Below are 17,722 nucleotides of genomic sequence, written 5' to 3' on the forward strand. Positions count from 1 at the left end.
CCCGCGCACCCGCCGGGCAACGTCACCGGCGCACCCGCGCCGTCACCGGCGGTGACGCGTCAGCGGCGCACCCGCCGGGCCCGCAGCACCTCGGCCACCGACCACGCCTGGAACGGGCAGCCGGTCGCGCCGTGCGGGGCGGCGCCGTCGGCGGTCTCGCTGACCGAGCCCAGGCCGTACTCGGCCAGGTGCGCGTCGACGCCCACGAAGAGCCCGTCGACGTCCATCTTGGCCCGCCGGGCGGCGTCGGCGAACGGCCCGAGCAGCCACGGCCAGACCGTGCCCTGGTGGTAGCCGGCGTCGCGCTGCGCCGGGCCGCCCCGGTGCCGGGCCACGTAGCCGGGGGAGTCGGGGGCGAGGGTGCGCGGCCCGAGCGGGGTCAGCAGCGCCGCGGCGATCCGGCGCAGCGTCGGCTCGTCGGGCTCCAGCGGCGCGTACGGCAGCGACCAGGCCAGCAGCTGGTTGGGCCGCAGCAGGTCGTCGTCGTGGAAGGGCGCACCCCCCAGCGGGTACGCCGGTGCGGGCGCGTCCACCACGTCGTGCAGCCAGCCGGCCGGGAAGGGGAACCGGGCGGCGAACGAGGTGCCGGCCCGGTCGTGCAGCCGCCACAGCTCGCCCGCGTCGGCCCCGGCCAGCTCGGTCAGCTCGGCCAGCCCCGCCAGCCCGTTGACCCAGAGCGCGTTGACCTCCACCGGCTTGCCGACGCGGGGCGTGATCGGCACCCCGTCCACCCGGGCGTCCATCCAGGTCAGCGCCGTGCCCGGGGTGCCGCCCTGGGTGAGCAGGGCGTCGGCCGGGTCGACGGCGATGCCGTACCGGGTGCCGGCCAGGTGCCCGTCAACGACCCCGCGCAGCGCGGGCAGCAGCTCGTCACCGAGGTCGGTGTCGCCGGTCACGGTGACGTGCCGGCTCACCGCGTGCAGGAACCACAGCGTCGCGTCGACCGTGTTGTACTCCACCCGACCGGTGTCGGCGGTGTTGGCCAGCATCCCCTCCGAGAGCGTCGCCGCGTACGACCGCAGCAGCTCCCGGCCCTCGTCGGCCCGGTTGGTGCTCAGGAACAACCCCTCGTACGAGATCATGGTGTCCCGCGACCACGCGCCGAACCACGGGTAGCCGGCGATCACGTCCGGGCCGGCGGCGGTGCGGACCACGAACGCGTCGGCGGCCAGCGCCAGGGTGGCCTCCACCGCGTCGGCCGGGCGGGCCTGGGCCGCCACCCGCCGGTTGCGTCGCCGGGCCGCCGCGACGACCTCCCCCGCCGGGGGCGGCGGGTCGGCCAGGTCACCGGCCCAGGCCAGCACCGACACCGTGTCGCCGGGGCGCTCCAGGGTGCCGGAGAAGCGCCCGGCGCACCAGAGGTCCTCGTTCGGGGGCAGCCCCCGGGCGGCCTCCTCGCGGTGGTGCACGCCGAGCCACCACTGCCCCTCGGGGGCCCAGCCGGGCCCGGCGAGGCGGTACGCCCCCTCGATCACCGCGCCGCCGTCGACCGGCTCGACGCGCGGGGCCGGGCCGTCGGCACGCCGCTCGCCGTGCGCGTCGCGCCAGGTGCAGGCCGCCGACAGCTCCAGGCGGACCGGGCCGCCGGAGACCAGCCGGTGCACCACCGCCACGCAGGTGCGCCCGTACGCCATGGCGATCTCGCGCTCGATGACCAGGTCGCCGACGCGCCACCGCCAGCGCGGCAGCCCGTCGGTCAGGTCGAAGCGCTCCAGCAGCTCGAAGCCGCGCGGGTCGACGTCGCCGGAGGACCACTCGTGCGCGCCGAGGCGCACCCGGGCCCCGGAGGGGAGCACGACCTCCGGGTCGAGACTGGCCAGTCCCAGGTCGCGGGACGCCGGTGTCGGGCCGGGGACCGCCAGCAGGCCGTGGTACCGGCGGGTGCGCAGCCCGCTGACGGTGCCCATCGCGTACCCGCCCAGACCGTCGGGGACCAGCCATTCCCTGCTGGCCCCGCCGGTCAGTTCGCCGCAGACCTGCGGGCCGAAACGAATGTCGATCAACTTTCCTCCAGCAGCATCGTGGTGTGACATGCCACGACGAAGAAGGCCGCTGTGGTGAAATACCCCGGCGGCGTTAAAGATAAGCAGGTGATCACCGACGTACCCCCCTCCTCCGGGTCCGCGCCCGATGCCGAACGCCTCCGGTTGGCCCAGGCCGACTCGGGCGAACAGGACTGGCGCGCATGGGGTCCCTATCTCTCCGAGCGGGCGTGGGGGACGGTACGAGAGGACTACAGCGAGCACGGCACGGCGTGGGACTACTTCCCGCACGACCATGCGCGGTCCAGAGCCTACCGCTGGAACGAGGACGCGATGGCGGGCGTCTGCGACGACCGGCAGACGTTCTGCTTCGGTCTCGCCCTGTGGAACGGCCGGGACCCGATCCTCAAGGAACGCATGTTCGGCCTCGGCGGCGACGGCGGCAACCACGGCGAGGACGCCAAGGAATACTGGTGGTACCTGGACTCCACGCCCACCCACTCCTGGATGCGCTGGCGCTACCACTACCCCCAGGCCGCCTTCCCGTACGACGAGCTGGTCGCCGTCAACGCGCTGCGCCGCCGCGACGACACCGAGTACGAGCTGGTCGACACCGGCATCTTCGACGACGACCGGTACTGGGCGGTGACCGTCGACTACGCCAAGGCCTCCCCGACCGACATGTGCATCCTGGTGACCGTCGCCAACCGGGGCGACACCGCCGAGCGGCTGCACGTGCTGCCCTCGCTGTGGTTCCGCAACACCTGGGCGTGGGGGCTGCCCGGCGGCGACCGGGTGCCCACGATCGTCGGCGCCCCGGCCGGCGGCACCCCGGGCGGCCCGCACGCCGGGGCCCGGCTGGTCGGCGAGCACTGGGTGCTCGGGCAGATCCTGCTCGAGGGCGACGGCGACCCGGTCCCGCTGCTCTGCGACAACGACACCAACGCCGCGCGGCTCTGGGGGCTGCCCGGCCGCTCGGCGTACCCGAAGGACGGGATCAACGACCACGTCGTCGATGGCGCGGCGACGGTCAACCCGGCCCGGGAGGGCACCAAGGGGGCGCTGCACTACGTCTTCGACGTGCCGCCCGGCGGCCGCCGGCAGATCCGGCTGCGGCTGACCCGTACCGCCGGGCCGCCCGCCGCGACGCCGCCGCCGGCCGCCGACCTGCGCGACGGCTTCGACGCGGTGGTCTGGGCCCGCCGCGCCGAGGCGAACCGCTTCTTCGACGGGATCATCCCGGCCGCCGCGACGCCGGACGAGGCGCTGGTCGCCCGGCAGGCCATCGCCGGGCTGATGTGGGGCAAGCAGTTCTACCACTTCGACGTCAAGCGCTGGCTGACCGGCGACCCCGGCTCCGCGCCCCCGCCGGCCGGCCGCCGGCACGGGCGCAACAGCCACTGGTGGCACATGACCAGCTTCGACGTGATCTCCATGCCGGACCCGTGGGAATACCCCTGGTACGCGGCCTGGGACCTGGCCTTCCACTGCGTGAGCATCGCCCGCGTCGACCCCGGCTTCGCCAAGTCGCAACTGCTGCTCCTGCTGCGCGAGTGGTACCTGCACCCCAACGGCCAGATCCCCGCGTACGAGTGGGCCTTCGGCGACGTGAACCCGCCGGTGCACGCCTGGGCGGCGCTGAAGGTCTTCGAGATCGACGGCTCCCGCGACCACGAGTTCCTGGCCCGGGTGATGCACAAGCTGCTGCTCAACTTCACCTGGTGGGTCAACCGCAAGGACACCGGCGGCAACAACGTCTTCGAGGGCGGCTTCCTCGGGCTGGACAACGTCGGCCCGTTCGACCGCTCGGCGGCGCTGCCGGTGGCCGGGACGCTGGAGCAGTCCGACGGCACCGGCTGGATGGCCATGTACGCGCTCAACCTGCTCGACATCGCCGTCGTGCTGGCCGAGCACGACCACACCTGGGCCGACACCGCCACGAAGTTCTTCGAGCACTTCACCTACATCGCCGCCGCCGCGTACGACCAGGGGCTCTGGGACGACGAGGACGCCTTCTTCTACGACGTGCTGCGGCTGGCCGACGGCAGCCAGGTGCCGCTGAAGGTCCGCTCCGTGGTCGGGCTGCTGCCGCTGGCGGCCACCACCCGGCTCACCGCGCGGACCCTGCGCCGGCTGCCCGAGCTGCACGACCGGCTGCGCTGGTTCCTCACCCACCGCCCCGAGTACGCCCACGTGATCGGGGGCCGCCGGATCGGCCCGGACGGCCGGGGGCAGCGGCTGCTCTCCATGGTCGGCCCGGAGCAGGTGGTCCGGCTGCTGGCCCGAATGCTGGACAGCGACGAGTTCCTCTCCGAGTACGGCCTGCGCACGCTCAGCCGCGCCCACCTGGACAAGCCGTTCACCGTCACCCTCGGCGGGCAGGAGTTCAGCGTCGGCTACGAGCCCGCCGAGTCGACCAGCGGGCTCTTCGGCGGCAACTCCAACTGGCGCGGCCCGATCTGGATGCCGACGAACTTCCTGCTGATCAGCGCGCTGCGCGACTACGCCGCGTTCTTCGGCGAGGACCTGCAGGTGGAGTATCCGACCCGGTCGGGGGTGAAGCGGACGCTCGACGAGATCGCCGACGACCTCTCCGCCCGGCTGATCTCGCTGTTCACCCGCGACGACTGGGGCCGCCGGCCGATCTACGGTGCGGCCCAGCTCTTCCAGACCCACCCGGACTGGCGGGACCTGATCTGCTTCCCGGAATATTTCCACGGCGACAACGGCGCGGGGCTCGGCGCGTGGCACCAGACCGGCTGGACGGCCCTGGTCGCCGACCTGATCCTCACCCTGCGCCGCTGACGCCTGTGCCTGTCGCCGCCACGTCGACAGCGGCCCTGCTTCGCGGGTCGAGGCGCGGGCCGTGCCCAACCTCGGCGAGAGTCTCCTGCCCGTCGCGGCCGTCTTCGGCCCGAACGCCTCGGGCAAGTCCAACGTCATCGCCGCGCTGACGTGGCTGCGTGGCGCGGTCGCCGACTCGCTGCGGTTCTGGGAGGACCGCATTCCCGTCGAGCGCTTCGCGTTCTCCGGCGGGCCGCAGCGCCCTTCGGAGGGCGTCCTACCGCGCGCTGAAGCGGCTCAGGGTGCGGCTGGTCCACCGGACGGCGCAGGAGGCCCTTCCCTTCGACACGGCGCCACCCGGCTCGGCGCCCTGGCGGAGTTCGCCGGTTCCTCGTCCGGCCTGCACGCACTGCTCACCGCCATCGAAAGGCTCACACCGTAAGCCAGGATCCCTGACCGGAGCGCGTTGTGATCAACTTTGGCGCGGAGATCTTGGAAGCGAACGGCCCCGCCAGGGGCCCAAATCTTCCAAGATCTATCCGATGTGCGCTCGCGATAAATCGGCGTGCTCGGGGCGGGGGCCCGCAGTACGGTGTCCCGATCGCGCGGGGGGACAGCCGGTGTCCCGACCGGGCCGGAGGCGGGCGGGGTCGCCTGCGGAGGGGAGAGTCGATGGAACACGCCACGGGGCGGCACGGGGACGCGGAGGTGCTGATCTTCGACGCCGACGACACGCTGTGGGAGAACAACGTGGTCTTCGAGCGGGTGATCGACGACTTCCTGGGCTGGCTGGACCATCCCACCCTGGACCGGGCCGAGATCCGGGCCATCCTCGACGACATCGAGCGGGCCAACGCGGTCGTCCACGGGTACGGCAGCAAGGTCTTCCTGCACAGCCTCGGCGAGTGCCTGGAGCGGCTGCGCGAGCGGCCCGCCACCGACGCCGAGCGCCGGGAGATCGACACGCTGGCCGAGGCGCTGGTCAACCACCGGGTCGAGCTGATGCCCGGGGTCGCCGAGACGCTCGACGCGCTGGCCGGGCGGTACCGGCTGCTGCTGCTGACCAAGGGCGATCGGGAGGAGCAGCAGCGCAAGCTGGACGCCTGCGGGCTGCTGCACCACTTCCACGCCGCGCACATCGTGCCGGAGAAGAACGCCGAGACCTACCGGTGGCTGGCCCGGGAGCACGGCTTCGCCCCGGCCGCCGCCTGGATGATCGGCAACTCCCCGAAGTCGGACATCCTGCCCGCGCGGGAGGCCGGCATGCGGGCGGTCTTCATCCCGAACGAGAACACCTGGGTGTTGGAGCACGACGACCTGGACCCCACCGATCCCGGGGTGCTGCGGCTGGCCGCCTTCCCGGACCTGCTGCGGCACTTCTGAGCCGGCGTGGCCACACCGCCTGCACCGAATGAGCCCACGCGCTGCCTCCGATGCCCAACAGCGCCGGTCCGCATCGTCGTGTTACCGCGACACGCCGTCCGGCGACATTGACATCAATCACCATCGTCGACTCGGGATGAACCTTGTCTGGCCTGCGGCTACGGGCCTAGCCTGGGCCGACGTTCGCGGCTTGACGGGGGTAGGTCGGGAACGCGCCGGAGCCCGGCGGTGGAGCACCGTGGAGCTGAGTGCAGGCGGGTTGACTCGCCGCGTCGAGCCGGCGTGGGCGGGTCCCGCGCCCATGCGCTCGTCGAGGCGGAACTCCGCTGCGTCGCCGGGCGGCCGGCGGGTCAGGGCCGGGGAGTTGCGGACCCGGTCCTGACCCGATCACCTCACTGGCCGGTTCCTGCTCCGCGGACACTCGGCAATGCGGATCCCCGCGGTTGAGCCATGATTTCGCGCTGTGGTGCGGCGGCGGTCATGCCGTCACTACGGTATGTCATGCTCTCCGCGCAGGGCTGTGAACACGGCCGAGTGTTGAGTGAGAGGAAATGCCAGCGGATGTCCACCCGAGCAACCGGCACCTACACCACCAAGTCATGGGATGAGAACCCTTACCACAAGGCGGATGGTTCGGCGACTCTGACCCGTGCGAGCGTCGTCAATTCCTTCGTGGGAGGGCTCGAGGGCGAAGGGCTTCTCGAATACCTCATGGTCTACGGCCCGGACGGATCGGCGACCTACGTCGGGCTCCAGCGTTTCGAGGGGCATGTCGGCGACCGGGAGGGCACCTTCGTCGCCCGTATCGAGGGCACCTTCACCAAGGCCGCTGCCGAGAACTGGGTGATCGTCGAGGGGTCCGGGACCGGCGGGCTCAGCGGCATCACGGGTGCCGGCACGGTGAAGTCGGTGGACAGCACGACCGCCGAATACTCGATCGAATACGACGTCTGATGACGCCGGTGGCGGTTCAGGGGCTGACGATTCTGTAGGGCCCACGCCCGGGGCGCGTGCCTCAGGAGACCTCGCGGCGGACGATCGCCACCGCCACCCGGCAGAACTCGTCCATGTCGGGGTTGAACCCGGCCGCGATGTCGGGGTGCAGCCCCGAGCGGGTCTCGTCCAGCAGCCGCTGGCAGATCTGCTCGACCGGCTCGCCGGCGTAGCTGGCGCTGACCCGGTCGGTGGCGGCCTGCAAAGCCGAGGTCAGCTGGTCCTCCAGCGGGCCCCGGAGCTTCTGCTGCACCGGGTCCAGCCCGCTGGGGTCCAGCGTGACATGTGGCTCCGACATCGACACTCCCTTCGTCGGCGTCCGCAGTACCCCGTCGTGCTCCGGGGCCAAACCACGGCCGGCGTGGCGGCCACCCGTGACAGCTGGGAGAACGTCCCCGCCGGTTGCTGCGGCGGCACCGTCCCACCGCCAACGATTCTGCCCAACCGGCGGCGCGACAGCGGAGATTCGCGCGATCGCCCACCGATCGGGGCATGCGGAGATCCCCGTCAGCGGCGGCCGCGCTTGATCTCGTGGAAGGCCGGCATCCGCACCAGCGGCAGCAGCGAGTCCCAGCGGACCAGCGCGTCGTCGGTGCCGGGGACCTCGGTCAGGATCGGGCCGTGGATGCCGCGCTCCGCGCCGGGCACCGTCAGCACCGGCGAGCCGATGTCCGGGCCGCCGAGGCGTACGCCAGGGCGTGCGACTCGCGTACCGCGTCGTCCCAGCGCTCGTCGTCGAGGGCCGGCGCGGCGTCACCGAGGCCGACCGCCTCGACGGCCGCCTGCACCAGCTCGCCGGAGAGCGGACCGTCGCTGTCGTGGGTGCGCTCGCCCAGCTCGGTGTAGAAGCGTGCGACGTCGTCGCCCCGGCCCTCGGCCCGCAGCGCCTCCACCAGCCGCAGCGCCCGGCTGGAGGCGGCCAGCACCTCGTTGAACTGCGACGGCGTCTCGCCCTCGTCGAGCAGCGCCAGGCTGAACGACCGCCACTCGATGGTCAGCCCATGGGCGTCGGCGACGGCCACCAGCCAGCGCGAGGTGCGCCAGGTCCACGGGCAGGCGGGGTCGAAGAAGAAGGTGACGTCCGGCGGGCGTACGACGCGGCCGGCCCGACCGCAGCGAAGCCGGCGCGGGTCAGCAGGACGCGGGCGGGATGCTCTGCTCGTACTGGAAGACGTTGCGGGGGTCGTAGGTGGCCTTGACCCGGCGCAGCTGCTCGACGTTGGGCCCCCAGTAGGCGGTCTCCCACTCCGACATCCCGATGTTCGGCACGTTGACGTACGCGCCGTCGACGTAGGGGCGCAGCGCCTGGCTGAACTCGGCGATCCAGGTCTGGGCCAGCGGGGTGACCTCGTCGCCGCTGCCCGGCTCGCCACGGGTGCCCCAGCCGACGCCGGGCTCGGAGTAGAACAGCGCGTCGCGGTGCGGAAACGCGGTGCCGCCGAAGGGCTCGTGCGCGTGCGCTCCGGTGCCGAAGGCCTGGGTGAAGAAGTTGCTGTCCTCGGCGGGGGCGTTCTCCATGAACTCGCGGATCACCCGGATCGCCTCGTCAGGGAACGGCCGCTTGGTGAACTGGGAGAAGAACTTCCAGTTGGCCGGCTCCTGCTCGGTCGGGATCTGGAAGCCGGCGTAGGTCTCGCCCCAGCCTCCGGTCTGCACGGTGACCTCCGGGTCGCCGATCGACAGCAGTGGGTGCAGCAGCTCCCTCGCCTGCGCCTCGGTGCCTTCCGCGACCACCGCGAAGAGCAGGATCTGGGTCGGGTGGATCTCGACCTGGGTGCCGAGGCGGTAGTCGGCGAACGGCGCGGTGCGCTGCCAGGTGTCGAAGATCGTGTGCAGGTCGTCGAGGCCGTCCCAGGTCGCCTGAAGGTAGGCGACGCCGCTCAGCGGGGCCGCCCGGAAGGTCATCGACGTGACGATCCCGAAGTTGCCGTTTCCGGCGCCCCGCAGCGCCCAGAGCAGGTCGGCGTGGTTCCAGGGGTCCACCTCGATTGCCTTCGCGCCGTCGGCCCCCGCCGCGACGACGATCTCCGCCCCGATCAGGTTGTCACAGGCCATGCCGAGGTAGCGGGTGAGGAAGCCGAAGCCGCCACCCAGGGTGGCGCCGGAGAGGCCCACGCTGCCCTCCGTGCCGGTGGTCACCGCGAGACCGTGCTCCCCGAGCGTGGTCACCGCCTCCAACTGGTTGAGCCCCGCGCCGACCCTGGCGGTGCGGGCGGTGGTGTCGATCCGGACCGACTTCAGCTCGCTGACGTCGATGACGATGCCGTTGTCCACGTTCGACCAGCCCTCGAGGCTGTGCCGGCCGCTGCGTACCCGTAGCGCGACGTCGTGCTGCCGGGCCCAGGTGAGGGCGTTGACCACGTCCCCGGTCTCCTGGGCGAAGACGATGACCAGCGGGTAGCGCACGAAGAGCTCGTCCCAGCCGAGGCTGGCGCTCGGGTACTCGGGGCTCTGCGGGTGGACGATGCGACCGGTCAGCTCGGCCGGCGGGAACTTCGCGTTGGCCGAGGGACCCGGGCCGTCGGCCGCCAGGCCCGGTACGCCGCCGCTGAGCAGGCCGGGGAGGATGACCGCCCCGGCACCGACGGCCGCCGTCGTGCGGAGCAGGTTTCGTCGAGACAGGTCGCGCATCGTCCGTATCCTCTCGATCGCGGGGCGCGCCAGCCTTCGACCAAGAGGATCTTCCGCCTGTCGTCCGACGCGTTGAGCCCACGCTAATGCGAGAGGTTTGTCCGTATATCTGAGAATTCGTCACGGAACCCGGTCGGGTGACGTGACCACGCCCGAATCGGCTCCGGAGGGCACTCCGGTGAAGGAAGTCTTCAGCATCGACGCCTCCGATGCAAGCTCTCGACATAGACGGATGTCGCGATATATGGTGCGGCGATCCGGGTGACTTGATCACAGTCGCCCTTGTAGTCGACGAGGAGTGACGGTGACTGTTCGGAGACCCACACGTCGGGTGAGCCAACTGCTCGGCGGTGCGATGATCCTGACCATCGGCCTGACCGGACAGCCGGCCCAGGCCGCGCCCCAGCCGAGCGCGGAGACCCTCGCCGCCGCCTTCGACCGGGCCGCCGTCCGGTCCGACGTGCCGCGCGACCTGCTGGCCGCCCTCGGGTACGCCGAGACCCGGCTCGACGGCCACCACGGCGAGCCCAGCGCCTCCGGCGGGTACGGCATCATGCACCTGACCAGCAACCCGAAGGTCCGGACCCTCGACGAGGCCGTCAGCCGGGCCCGACTGGACCGCACCGCGCTGCGCACCTCGGACGCGGCGAACGTGGCCGGCGCGGCGGCGGTGCTGCGCTCGTACGCCGATCAGGCCGGGCTCAGCGAGGCCCAGCGCGACGACGTCAACCAGTGGTACGGCCTGATCGCCCGCTACGGTGGCTCGTCGGACAAGGCCACCGCCCGGCTCTACGCCGACGCCGTGTACGAGCTGCTCGGCACCGGCTTCCAGGCCGCCACCGCCGCCGGCCAGGTCACCGTGGCCCCCCGCCCGGTCGCGCCGCAGCGCGGCGAGTACGCCAATGTGGCACCGCTGGGCAGCGCCGACATGGGCACCCAGAGCACCGACTACGGCCCGGCGGCCTGGGTGGCGGCGAGCACGTCCAACTACACCGCCTCCAGCCGCGAGTCGGCGTACCCGATCAACTACGTCGTCATCCACACCATGCAGGGCAGCTACGCCGGCTCGATCAGCTGGTTCCAGAACCCCGCCGCCGGCGCCAGCGCGCACTACCTGCTGCGCTCCTCCGACGGCGCGGTGACCCAGATGGTGCGGGACAAGGACATCGCCTGGCACGCCGGCAACTGGACCTACAACACCCAGTCGATCGGCATCGAGCACGAGGGCTACGTCGACAACGCCTCCTGGTACACCGACGCGATGTACCGGGCGTCGGCCACGCTGACGCGCTTCCTCTGCGACAAGTACGGCATCCCGAAGAGCCGCAACAACATCATCGGGCACAACCAGGTGCCGGGCGCCACCCACACCGACCCCGGTCCGAACTGGAACTGGACCCGCTACATGGAGCTGGTCACCGGCGGCGACACCACGCCCCCGCCGACCTCCTGGTCGACGATCGTGGACAACAGCACCTCCGGCCGCTTCACCGCCAGCGCCAACTGGGCCACCTCGACGTACTCGGCGCAGCGCTACGGCGCCGACTACCGGTACGCCAACCCGGTCTCGTCCAGCGACGTGGCCTGGTACAAGGTGAACATCCCGGCCACCGCCACCTACCGGGTGGAGGCCTGGTACCCGGGCGTGGCCGGCTACAACACCTCCACGCCGTACGTCGTGGCGACCAGCAGCGGCAACCAGACGGTCAACGTCAACCAGAGCACCAACGGTGGGGGCTGGCGCTCGCTGGGCACCTTCACCCTGACCGCCGGGGACGCCAACAAGGTGGGCGTCAGCCGCTGGTCGGGCAGCACCGGCTACGTCATCGCCGACGCGATCCGCGTCACCCGCGTCTGACCCGCGCACGCCTGAAGTAGGGAAGGGCCCCCGGCACCGCCGGGGGCCCTTCCCGCGTCCGGCTCCCCGTTAGCCGGTGCCGCTGGCGGGTAACGCAGCGGGCGTGGCGCTCTTTGCGGGATTCGAGGCATTCGACCGGCAGGTGAACGGCACGACGATCCACGGGGTGGTCGGCGGAAACGGGCCGCCGCTGCTCCTGCTGCACGGGTACCCGCAGACGCACGCCATGTGGCACCGGGTGGCACCCCGGCTCGCCCGGGAAAACACCGTCATCTGTACGGATCTGCGCGGTTACGGCGACAGCCCGGCACCCGCGCCCCATGCCGGGCATGTCGCGTACAGCAAGCGGGAGATGGCCCGCGACCAGCTCGAGGTGATGGCGGCGCTGGGGCACCGACGCTTCGCCGTCGTCGGGCACGACCGGGGCGGGCGGGTCGCCCGCCGGATGGCGCTGGACCATCCGGCGGCCGTCACCGGTCTGGCGGTGCTGGACATCGTGCCGACCCGGCTGGTCTACGGCGTGCTCGACCAGGCGCGCGCCACCGCGGCCTGGCGCTACTTCTTCCTCGTCCAGCCCGGCGGCCTGCCCGAGCGCCTGATCGGCGCGGACCCGCACCGGTACCTGGACCACACCCTCGACGAGTGGCGCGGCGACGGCAACGCGCTCGACCCGGCGGCGGTGGCCGAGTACCACCGCTGTTTCGACCCGGACACCGTCCGGGCGAGCTGCGCGGACTACCGCGCCGGCGCGACCGTGGACCTGGCCACGACGCGGCCGACGCCGGCCGGCGCATCGCCTGCCCGCTGCTGGTCCTGTGGAGCGAGCGCGGCCTCGGCGCGTCGTACGACGTGCCGGAGAGTTGGGCGCAGGAGGCGTACGGCGTGGAGGGTCGCGCGCTGGACTGCGGGCACTTCCTCGCCGAGGAACGCCCGGACGAGACGGCGGCCGCACTGTCGACGTTCCTGTCCGCGCACTGACCCGAGGCGGCGCGGGGCCGCCGCTGGGCACCGTGGCTGGGGTGGCCGGCTGCCTATTCCACCGACCGCCGATCGAGGTGTCACCGAGCGGGCCCGACGCCGAGGCGTACGAGTGGGCGGATACCTCTTCGGCGCTATCTGGAGCTGATGTCGTAAACGAATCGGGGGCGGAGGTCGTACCCGACTTGGGGGGACCGGTCCCGCCCGTCGCCGCTCGCCCCGAACCGCTCGGTCACTCGGAACCGGGGCGGCGACCCGTCTTGATCCACACGAGCGCCGCCACGATCGCCAGGCCACCGGCGACCCCGAGCAGAATGGGCAGTTGGAGCAGCAGATCCTCCGTCGCGTACCCGTCGGCTGTGGCAGCCTTGGCCGGATCGTCCGGGTCGACGTACACCGTGAGCTCCTCCCCGGCGCGACGGCGACCCCCGTCGAGCTCACTGGAGAAGCGCTCCTGGTACGCCACCCCGTCCACGGAGTACGCCACGGTCATCCGGGTCACCGAGCTGGAGCGGCTCACGCGGAAGCGGTCCGCCTGCACGATCCGGCCGGTAACCGCCGTTCCCTCGCTGACCCGCTGGTCGATGATGGCGTTCAGGCGGAAGTCGAGCAGGACACCATCGCAGATCAGTACGGTTCCGACGAGAGCCCCGACGATGACGCGCGTTCCGCCGAACAGCCATACCAAGACCGGCACCGCACCCTCCAATGCCCGCGAGTTCAAGTCGGTTGCTCGAGCGCGTTGTGAGCGTCCTGATGCAGCGGTGATGGTACTGACGCAGTGCTCGCCGGGCTCGCCAGATGCGCCTACGCCGCCGACCGCTGCGTCGAGGTGTCACTGCTGGTGCTCGACGCCGAGGCGTACGAGCTGGTGTATGCCTTTCCTGCTTCAGGAGAGGGCAAGGCAGCGGTGAATCCCGGTTAGCTCTTGAGGCTGCCGACGGTTGAGAAGGAGGGGGATGCCTCTTCGGCGCTATCTGGAGCTGATGTCGTAAAGGAATCGGGGGGAAAGCCGTATCCGACTTGGGAACCGGTCCCAGCCCAGGGATACGCAGCCCGTCTGATGTCGTCAACGAATCAGCTCCATAGCGTCCCGCACAGCCTTCCCGCCTGGCCGGACGTCGCGCGACGGACGGATGGGACGCTCTCCCCGATGGGCTACCTGAGCGCCGTTGGCGACCCGCTGCCGCCCTGGCCGGCTTTGCTGCCGCAGTCAGACGCAGGTCGGCACCTGCCTGTCTATTGTGGCTGCGGCGACGGCAAGCCTGAACCCTCCGTGTCGAAATGGGTGCATTCCGTAGCCGAAATTGTCTTCGGACAGATAATTTATCTTAAGATGATAAAGTGCCCCGAGCGCTTCGGGTCGCTTAGGTGGCGCAACTGTCTCGCCAGTAACCTTCTGTCAGGCGACAGTTGGAGAATCCGATGAACGACGCAAGTGGCCCGAAGAAGCACACTGCCGAGAGCTTCGCTGCCGAACTACGGCGCAGGATCAAGGAAGGTGCCAAGGGCTACGAGGCTGGTGCGAAGCTACCTACCCTTCGTGATTTCGCCAGCAGTGAAGAGGGCGTGGCGCGGGGTGTCGCCGAGAAGGCCATCGATCGCCTGCGCGCCGAAGGGTTGATCGAGTCGCGCCGGGGTTCCGGCAGCTATGTGCGCGCGAGCCGCATCCCTCGGACTTCGCCGGGGAGGCTGGCGTCGAAGCAGTGGGGGCGTGGACTGTCGATCCAGGCGCATGATTCTGTTGATCCGCCCCAGGCTGTGGACGTCACAGTGGGTGACGTCGTGCCCCCGTCGCAGGTCGCCGAAGCTCTCGGGGTGCGACCTGGGGACGTGGTGTTGTCGAGGTATCGCCGGTACGTACGGGGCCGACGTCCCGTCCAACTGGCCACCGCCTACCTTCCAACAGACCTGACCCGTGGCACTCGCATCGAGCACACCGACACTGGGCCTGGTGGAACGTTCGCCCGGCTCGCGGAGCAGGGGTTGGAGCCGACGAGGTTCGTGGAGCGAGTCGTAAGCCGCGCCGCCACGCCGGAGGAGATCAGCGGGGTGGACGGCCGAGAAGGGCTGGCACTGCGCAGAGAGGGCAGTCTGGTCTTCGAGATCACCAGGTACGCCTACGCCGGGGATCGCTGTGTGGAGGTGTCTCTGATGGTGCTTGATGCGGAATCGTACGAATTGATCTATACGTTCCCCGCTGACGGGGGAGTTAGCTAGGCTCGTGTCAGCGGACATCTTGATTGTCTGCTGACAATCTGGCAGGGTTGGTCCTCAAGGGAGGGCCTTTCGCGCCGACCAAGTTCTTTGGCGAGAGCCGGTCGGTACGAGGGTCCGAGGTGCCAACACCTAGCAGGAGTGCCCAATGCAGGAGCTTGCTGTCGCTCGCTTACACTCCGACTCAGTCGGCCAGGAGCGCTGCGGACCGTCCGCCTACTTAACCGTCGGCGGCCGCTGGCTAATCACCTCCGTGATTGCAGTAAGAGCCGGTCACGCCGGAAACCGAGACCTCTGGTGATCTCCGAAGTGGTGTCGGTCGTGTTTGGTGGCCTGGTGCCCGGGTTCCTGCTCGGGCTCCTCGCGTTCCGGGTCAAGTCCCGCTGGTGCCCCCGCTGCGGCGAGTCCACCCAGCCCACCCCGCCACCGACCCGGAGCCACCGATGACCGGGCCGCGTCGGCGGAAGGCCGGAAAGCACGCGCCGATCGGGCGGCGGATCGCCGAACTACGCACCGGCCGAGGCATGAGCCAACAGGTCTTCGCCGACCGCGTCGGCAAGTCCAAGAGCTGGGTCGACAAGATCGAACGAGGCGTACGCGTCCTCGACCGGCTCTCCGTCATCAACACCGTCGCCGCCGCCCTCGGCGTCACCCCGGCCATCCTGCTCGGCGGCACCAACCCACCCGCACCGGCCACCGACACCCGCGCCGACATCGAACAGATCCGGGCCGCACTGGCGCGCCACGCCGCCCCCGCCAGCCCCGAGCACCCGCCGCTGACCCAGCTCGACGCCCAGGCCGGATACGCCTGGGCCGCCTACCGCAACGGCAACCACCCTCAGGTCCTGCGCGCCCTGCCCGATCTGCTCGACCAGACCCGTTACGCCCGCCACCACGCCCCGCCGGGCAGCCAACCCGCCGCCGACCTGCTCGTCCGCGTCTACCGGCTCACCGCCCAGCTCATGGTGAAACTCGGCGAACCGCATCTTGCCTGGCTCGCCGCCGACCGCGCGATGACCGCCGCCACCGGCGACCCCCACCGCACCGGCCTCGCCGCCATCTCCCTCGCCCAGGCCCTGCGCGCCCTGCGCCGCAGCCGACTCGCGGTCACCGCCGCCCACACCGCCGTACACCAACTCGACCTGACGCCCGCGCGCGTCTTCCTCCCCGACGAACCCGCCCTGACCGGCACCCTGCTCCTCGAAGCCGCCCTCGCCGCCGCCACCAGCGGGGACGCCCCCACCGCCGACGACCTCACCGACCGCGCCACCCAACTCGCCTACAGTAGCGCCGCCGGGCAGCGAAACGACCACGACGGGTACGCCTTCGGCCCCACCGCCGTCGACCTGACCCGTGCCCTGACCGCCACCCGCCTCGGCGACCACCAACGCGCCGTCACCATCCACCGGCAGGCCACCAGCGACGACGGCTGGCATCGGCTCCCCGCCGAGCACCGCGCCGCCCACCTCATCGACATCAGCCGCGCCCACCTCGACCTCGGCGACCCGCACGCCGCCGGCCGCGCCCTGATCACCGCCGACGCCATCGCCCCCGCCGAGCTCCGCACGCGCCCCACCGCCCACGCCGCACTGGCCGCCGTCATCCGCTCGGGCACCGCCGCCGCCGACGTGACCCGCCTCGCCGCCACCATCGGGCTCACGAGGCGGTAGCCCCGGTGGATTCGAGCGCGCGCGGCAGGTCCGTGATCGTGCCGAGTGGCGGGGCGATGGGGACCAACCGCCTCGCTCCCGGGCCGGCGAGAACGACCACGCCGTGCCCGCCATGGCGGCCCGGTCAGACGGTGGCCCACTCGACGGCCGGCGGCAACCCCAGGAACCCGGCGTACGCCGCGAGCGCCGCGTCGACCCTGCCCCGGGCGGCGGCGTCGAGGTCGGCCAGCGGCTCCACCGCGACCTTCACCTTCGTCTTGCCCAGCGTGCGCTTCCAGGTGCCGACCACCCGGCCGCCGCGCACCACCGTCGACCGGAAGACGCCGTTGTTGCCGGGGATGATCGCCTGCTTGTGCGCGGGGTCGAGGAGCATCAGTGCCCGGTCCTTGTAGCCCAGCAGGTATTCGTCGAAGCCGGGCAGGGCGTGCACGTCGTCGACCGCAGGCCGGGGCGCGTCGAGCAGGGCCGGGTCGACCACCGACTCCACCCCGTCGACCGTGACTGTGGTCAGCGCGGCTCCGGCGGCGGCGATGCCCCGCTTGGCGTCGGCGGCGCTCAGCCCCGTCCAACCGGCGAAGTCCTTCCTGGTGGTGGGGCCGTGGCTGCGGAAGTATCGCAGCGCGAGGATGCCCAACGCCTCGTCGCGCTCGGGGCGGTGTGGCTGCGGCACCCACTCGTCGAGCAGGACGAAGGTCTGCTCGGTGCCGACGTGCGGGGCGACGCAGGTGACGCCGCGCTGAGCCGCGTACCACAGCAGGTGGTAGCCGCGCTGCCCGGCGCCCTCGATGCCGGCCTTCTCCAGGGCGGCCACGCACTCGGCGCGGGTCAGCCGGCCGCCGCCCGCGAGCGCCGCGCCGAGCACGTCGACGGCCCGGTCGGCGTCGGCCTCGCTCAGGCCGAGGAACGCCCGCCGCCGTTCCGCCCCCGCCAGCGCGAGGACGCCGGTGACCTCCAGCATCCAGCGGGCGTCTCGCGAGGGCACCAGGTGCACGGTGCCCCGCATCGGCCAGGTGCGCAGCGCCTCCCGCCGCTCCAACGCCGCCACCACGTCGGCCTGGGTCGACCCGGGCAGCCGCATGCCCAGCGACCACAGCCCGCTCGCCATGTCCTGCGCCTGCATCGCGCCGAACCACTCGACCACCCCGGCCACGTCGGCGGGGCGGGCGGTGGGATGCGGGCGCAGCAGCAGGCTGCTCATCCGCAGCGCGAGCGCGTCTGCTCCGGTG

General features: G+C 71.7%; 13 protein-coding genes and 1 pseudogene. 8 read left to right on the forward strand and 6 right to left on the reverse strand.

Going from position 1 to position 17,722, the window contains the following annotated elements:
• Positions 1 to 59 precede the first annotated feature (59 nt).
• Positions 60 to 2,003, reverse strand: coding sequence for an amylo-alpha-1,6-glucosidase (locus tag ACLQ2V_RS13515; protein WP_425718776.1), 1,944 nt, complete (start codon positions 2,001 to 2,003; stop codon positions 60 to 62).
• Between the two features lie 87 nt (positions 2,004 to 2,090).
• Here ACLQ2V_RS13515 and ACLQ2V_RS13520 point away from each other — a divergent pair, with 87 nt between their 5' ends.
• The 4 genes from ACLQ2V_RS13520 (at position 2,091) to ACLQ2V_RS13535 (ending at position 7,103) form a co-directional block, all read left to right on the forward strand.
• Positions 2,091 to 4,787 carry an MGH1-like glycoside hydrolase domain-containing protein gene (locus tag ACLQ2V_RS13520; protein WP_425718842.1) on the forward strand — a complete coding sequence of 899 codons (2,697 nt, stop codon included), beginning with the start codon at positions 2,091 to 2,093 and terminating at the stop codon, positions 4,785 to 4,787.
• A 61-nt stretch (positions 4,788 to 4,848) separates the two neighbouring features.
• On the forward strand, positions 4,849 to 5,208 hold the full coding sequence (locus tag ACLQ2V_RS13525; protein ID WP_425718777.1) for an AAA family ATPase: 360 nt from the start codon (positions 4,849 to 4,851) through the stop codon (positions 5,206 to 5,208).
• Between the two features lie 230 nt (positions 5,209 to 5,438).
• The gene (locus tag ACLQ2V_RS13530; protein WP_425718778.1) at positions 5,439 to 6,149 is read left to right on the forward strand and encodes an HAD family hydrolase; all 711 of its coding nucleotides are present in this window, start codon (positions 5,439 to 5,441) and stop codon (positions 6,147 to 6,149) included.
• A gap of 561 nt (positions 6,150 to 6,710) precedes the next feature.
• A complete protein-coding gene (locus tag ACLQ2V_RS13535) occupies positions 6,711 to 7,103 on the forward strand; it encodes a DUF3224 domain-containing protein (protein ID WP_425718779.1) in 393 nt (130 codons plus the stop codon).
• A gap of 61 nt (positions 7,104 to 7,164) precedes the next feature.
• On the opposite strand, the gene ACLQ2V_RS13540 is transcribed toward ACLQ2V_RS13535, so the two are convergent.
• The 3 genes and pseudogenes from ACLQ2V_RS13540 to ACLQ2V_RS13550 form a co-directional block, all read right to left on the reverse strand.
• Positions 7,165 to 7,440: a hypothetical protein gene (locus ACLQ2V_RS13540; RefSeq protein WP_425718780.1), complete on the reverse strand. Its 276-nt coding sequence runs from the start codon at positions 7,438 to 7,440 to the stop codon at positions 7,165 to 7,167.
• Between the two features lie 209 nt (positions 7,441 to 7,649).
• A pseudogene (locus ACLQ2V_RS13545) lies at positions 7,650 to 8,164 on the reverse strand (DsbA family protein).
• A 109-nt stretch (positions 8,165 to 8,273) separates the two neighbouring features.
• Positions 8,274 to 9,773, reverse strand: coding sequence for an FAD-binding protein (locus ACLQ2V_RS13550; protein ID WP_425718781.1), 1,500 nt, complete (start codon positions 9,771 to 9,773; stop codon positions 8,274 to 8,276).
• 304 nt (positions 9,774 to 10,077) lie between these two features.
• Between ACLQ2V_RS13550 and ACLQ2V_RS13555 the strand changes: the two genes are divergently transcribed.
• Both ACLQ2V_RS13555 and ACLQ2V_RS13560 read left to right on the forward strand, forming a co-directional pair.
• Positions 10,078 to 11,631: an N-acetylmuramoyl-L-alanine amidase gene (locus ACLQ2V_RS13555; protein WP_425718782.1), complete on the forward strand. Its 1,554-nt coding sequence runs from the start codon at positions 10,078 to 10,080 to the stop codon at positions 11,629 to 11,631.
• A gap of 103 nt (positions 11,632 to 11,734) precedes the next feature.
• Positions 11,735 to 12,757 carry an alpha/beta fold hydrolase gene (locus ACLQ2V_RS13560; protein ID WP_425718783.1) on the forward strand — a complete coding sequence of 341 codons (1,023 nt, stop codon included), beginning with the start codon at positions 11,735 to 11,737 and terminating at the stop codon, positions 12,755 to 12,757.
• Between the two features lie 84 nt (positions 12,758 to 12,841).
• On the opposite strand, the gene ACLQ2V_RS13565 is transcribed toward ACLQ2V_RS13560, so the two are convergent.
• Complete coding sequence (locus tag ACLQ2V_RS13565) at positions 12,842 to 13,306, reverse strand: DUF3592 domain-containing protein (protein WP_425718784.1); 465 nt, start codon at positions 13,304 to 13,306, stop codon at positions 12,842 to 12,844.
• Positions 13,307 to 14,034: 728 nt separating this feature from the next.
• Here ACLQ2V_RS13565 and ACLQ2V_RS13570 point away from each other — a divergent pair.
• Positions 14,035 to 14,829, forward strand: a complete 795-nt coding sequence (locus ACLQ2V_RS13570) for a GntR family transcriptional regulator (protein ID WP_425718785.1) — start codon at positions 14,035 to 14,037, stop codon at positions 14,827 to 14,829.
• A 440-nt stretch (positions 14,830 to 15,269) separates the two neighbouring features.
• Complete coding sequence (locus tag ACLQ2V_RS13575) at positions 15,270 to 16,496, forward strand: helix-turn-helix domain-containing protein (RefSeq protein WP_425718786.1); 1,227 nt, start codon at positions 15,270 to 15,272, stop codon at positions 16,494 to 16,496.
• 124 nt (positions 16,497 to 16,620) lie between these two features.
• Here ACLQ2V_RS13575 and ACLQ2V_RS13580 read toward each other — a convergent pair whose 3' ends face one another.
• On the reverse strand, positions 16,621 to 17,694 hold the full coding sequence (locus ACLQ2V_RS13580) for a winged helix DNA-binding domain-containing protein (RefSeq protein ID WP_425718843.1): 1,074 nt from the start codon (positions 17,692 to 17,694) through the stop codon (positions 16,621 to 16,623).
• Positions 17,695 to 17,722: the final 28 nt, after the last annotated feature.

The organism is Micromonospora sp. DT233 (genome assembly GCF_049841815.1).
In the GTDB taxonomy this organism is placed as follows: Bacteria; Actinomycetota; Actinomycetes; order Mycobacteriales; family Micromonosporaceae; genus Micromonospora.

Coding starts and splice junctions, on each gene's coding strand:
- ACLQ2V_RS13540 (WP_425718780.1), bottom strand. CDS start 7,440: ATGTCGGAGCCACATGTCACGCTGGACCCCAGCGGGCTGGACCCGGTG.
- ACLQ2V_RS13530 (WP_425718778.1), top strand. CDS start 5,439: ATGGAACACGCCACGGGGCGGCACGGGGACGCGGAGGTGCTGATCTTC.
- ACLQ2V_RS13570 (WP_425718785.1), top strand. CDS start 14,035: ATGAACGACGCAAGTGGCCCGAAGAAGCACACTGCCGAGAGCTTCGCT.
- ACLQ2V_RS13535 (WP_425718779.1), top strand. CDS start 6,711: ATGTCCACCCGAGCAACCGGCACCTACACCACCAAGTCATGGGATGAG.
- ACLQ2V_RS13550 (WP_425718781.1), bottom strand. CDS start 9,773: ATGCGCGACCTGTCTCGACGAAACCTGCTCCGCACGACGGCGGCCGTC.
- ACLQ2V_RS13575 (WP_425718786.1), top strand. CDS start 15,270: ATGACCGGGCCGCGTCGGCGGAAGGCCGGAAAGCACGCGCCGATCGGG.
- ACLQ2V_RS13580 (WP_425718843.1), bottom strand. CDS start 17,694: ATGAGCAGCCTGCTGCTGCGCCCGCATCCCACCGCCCGCCCCGCCGAC.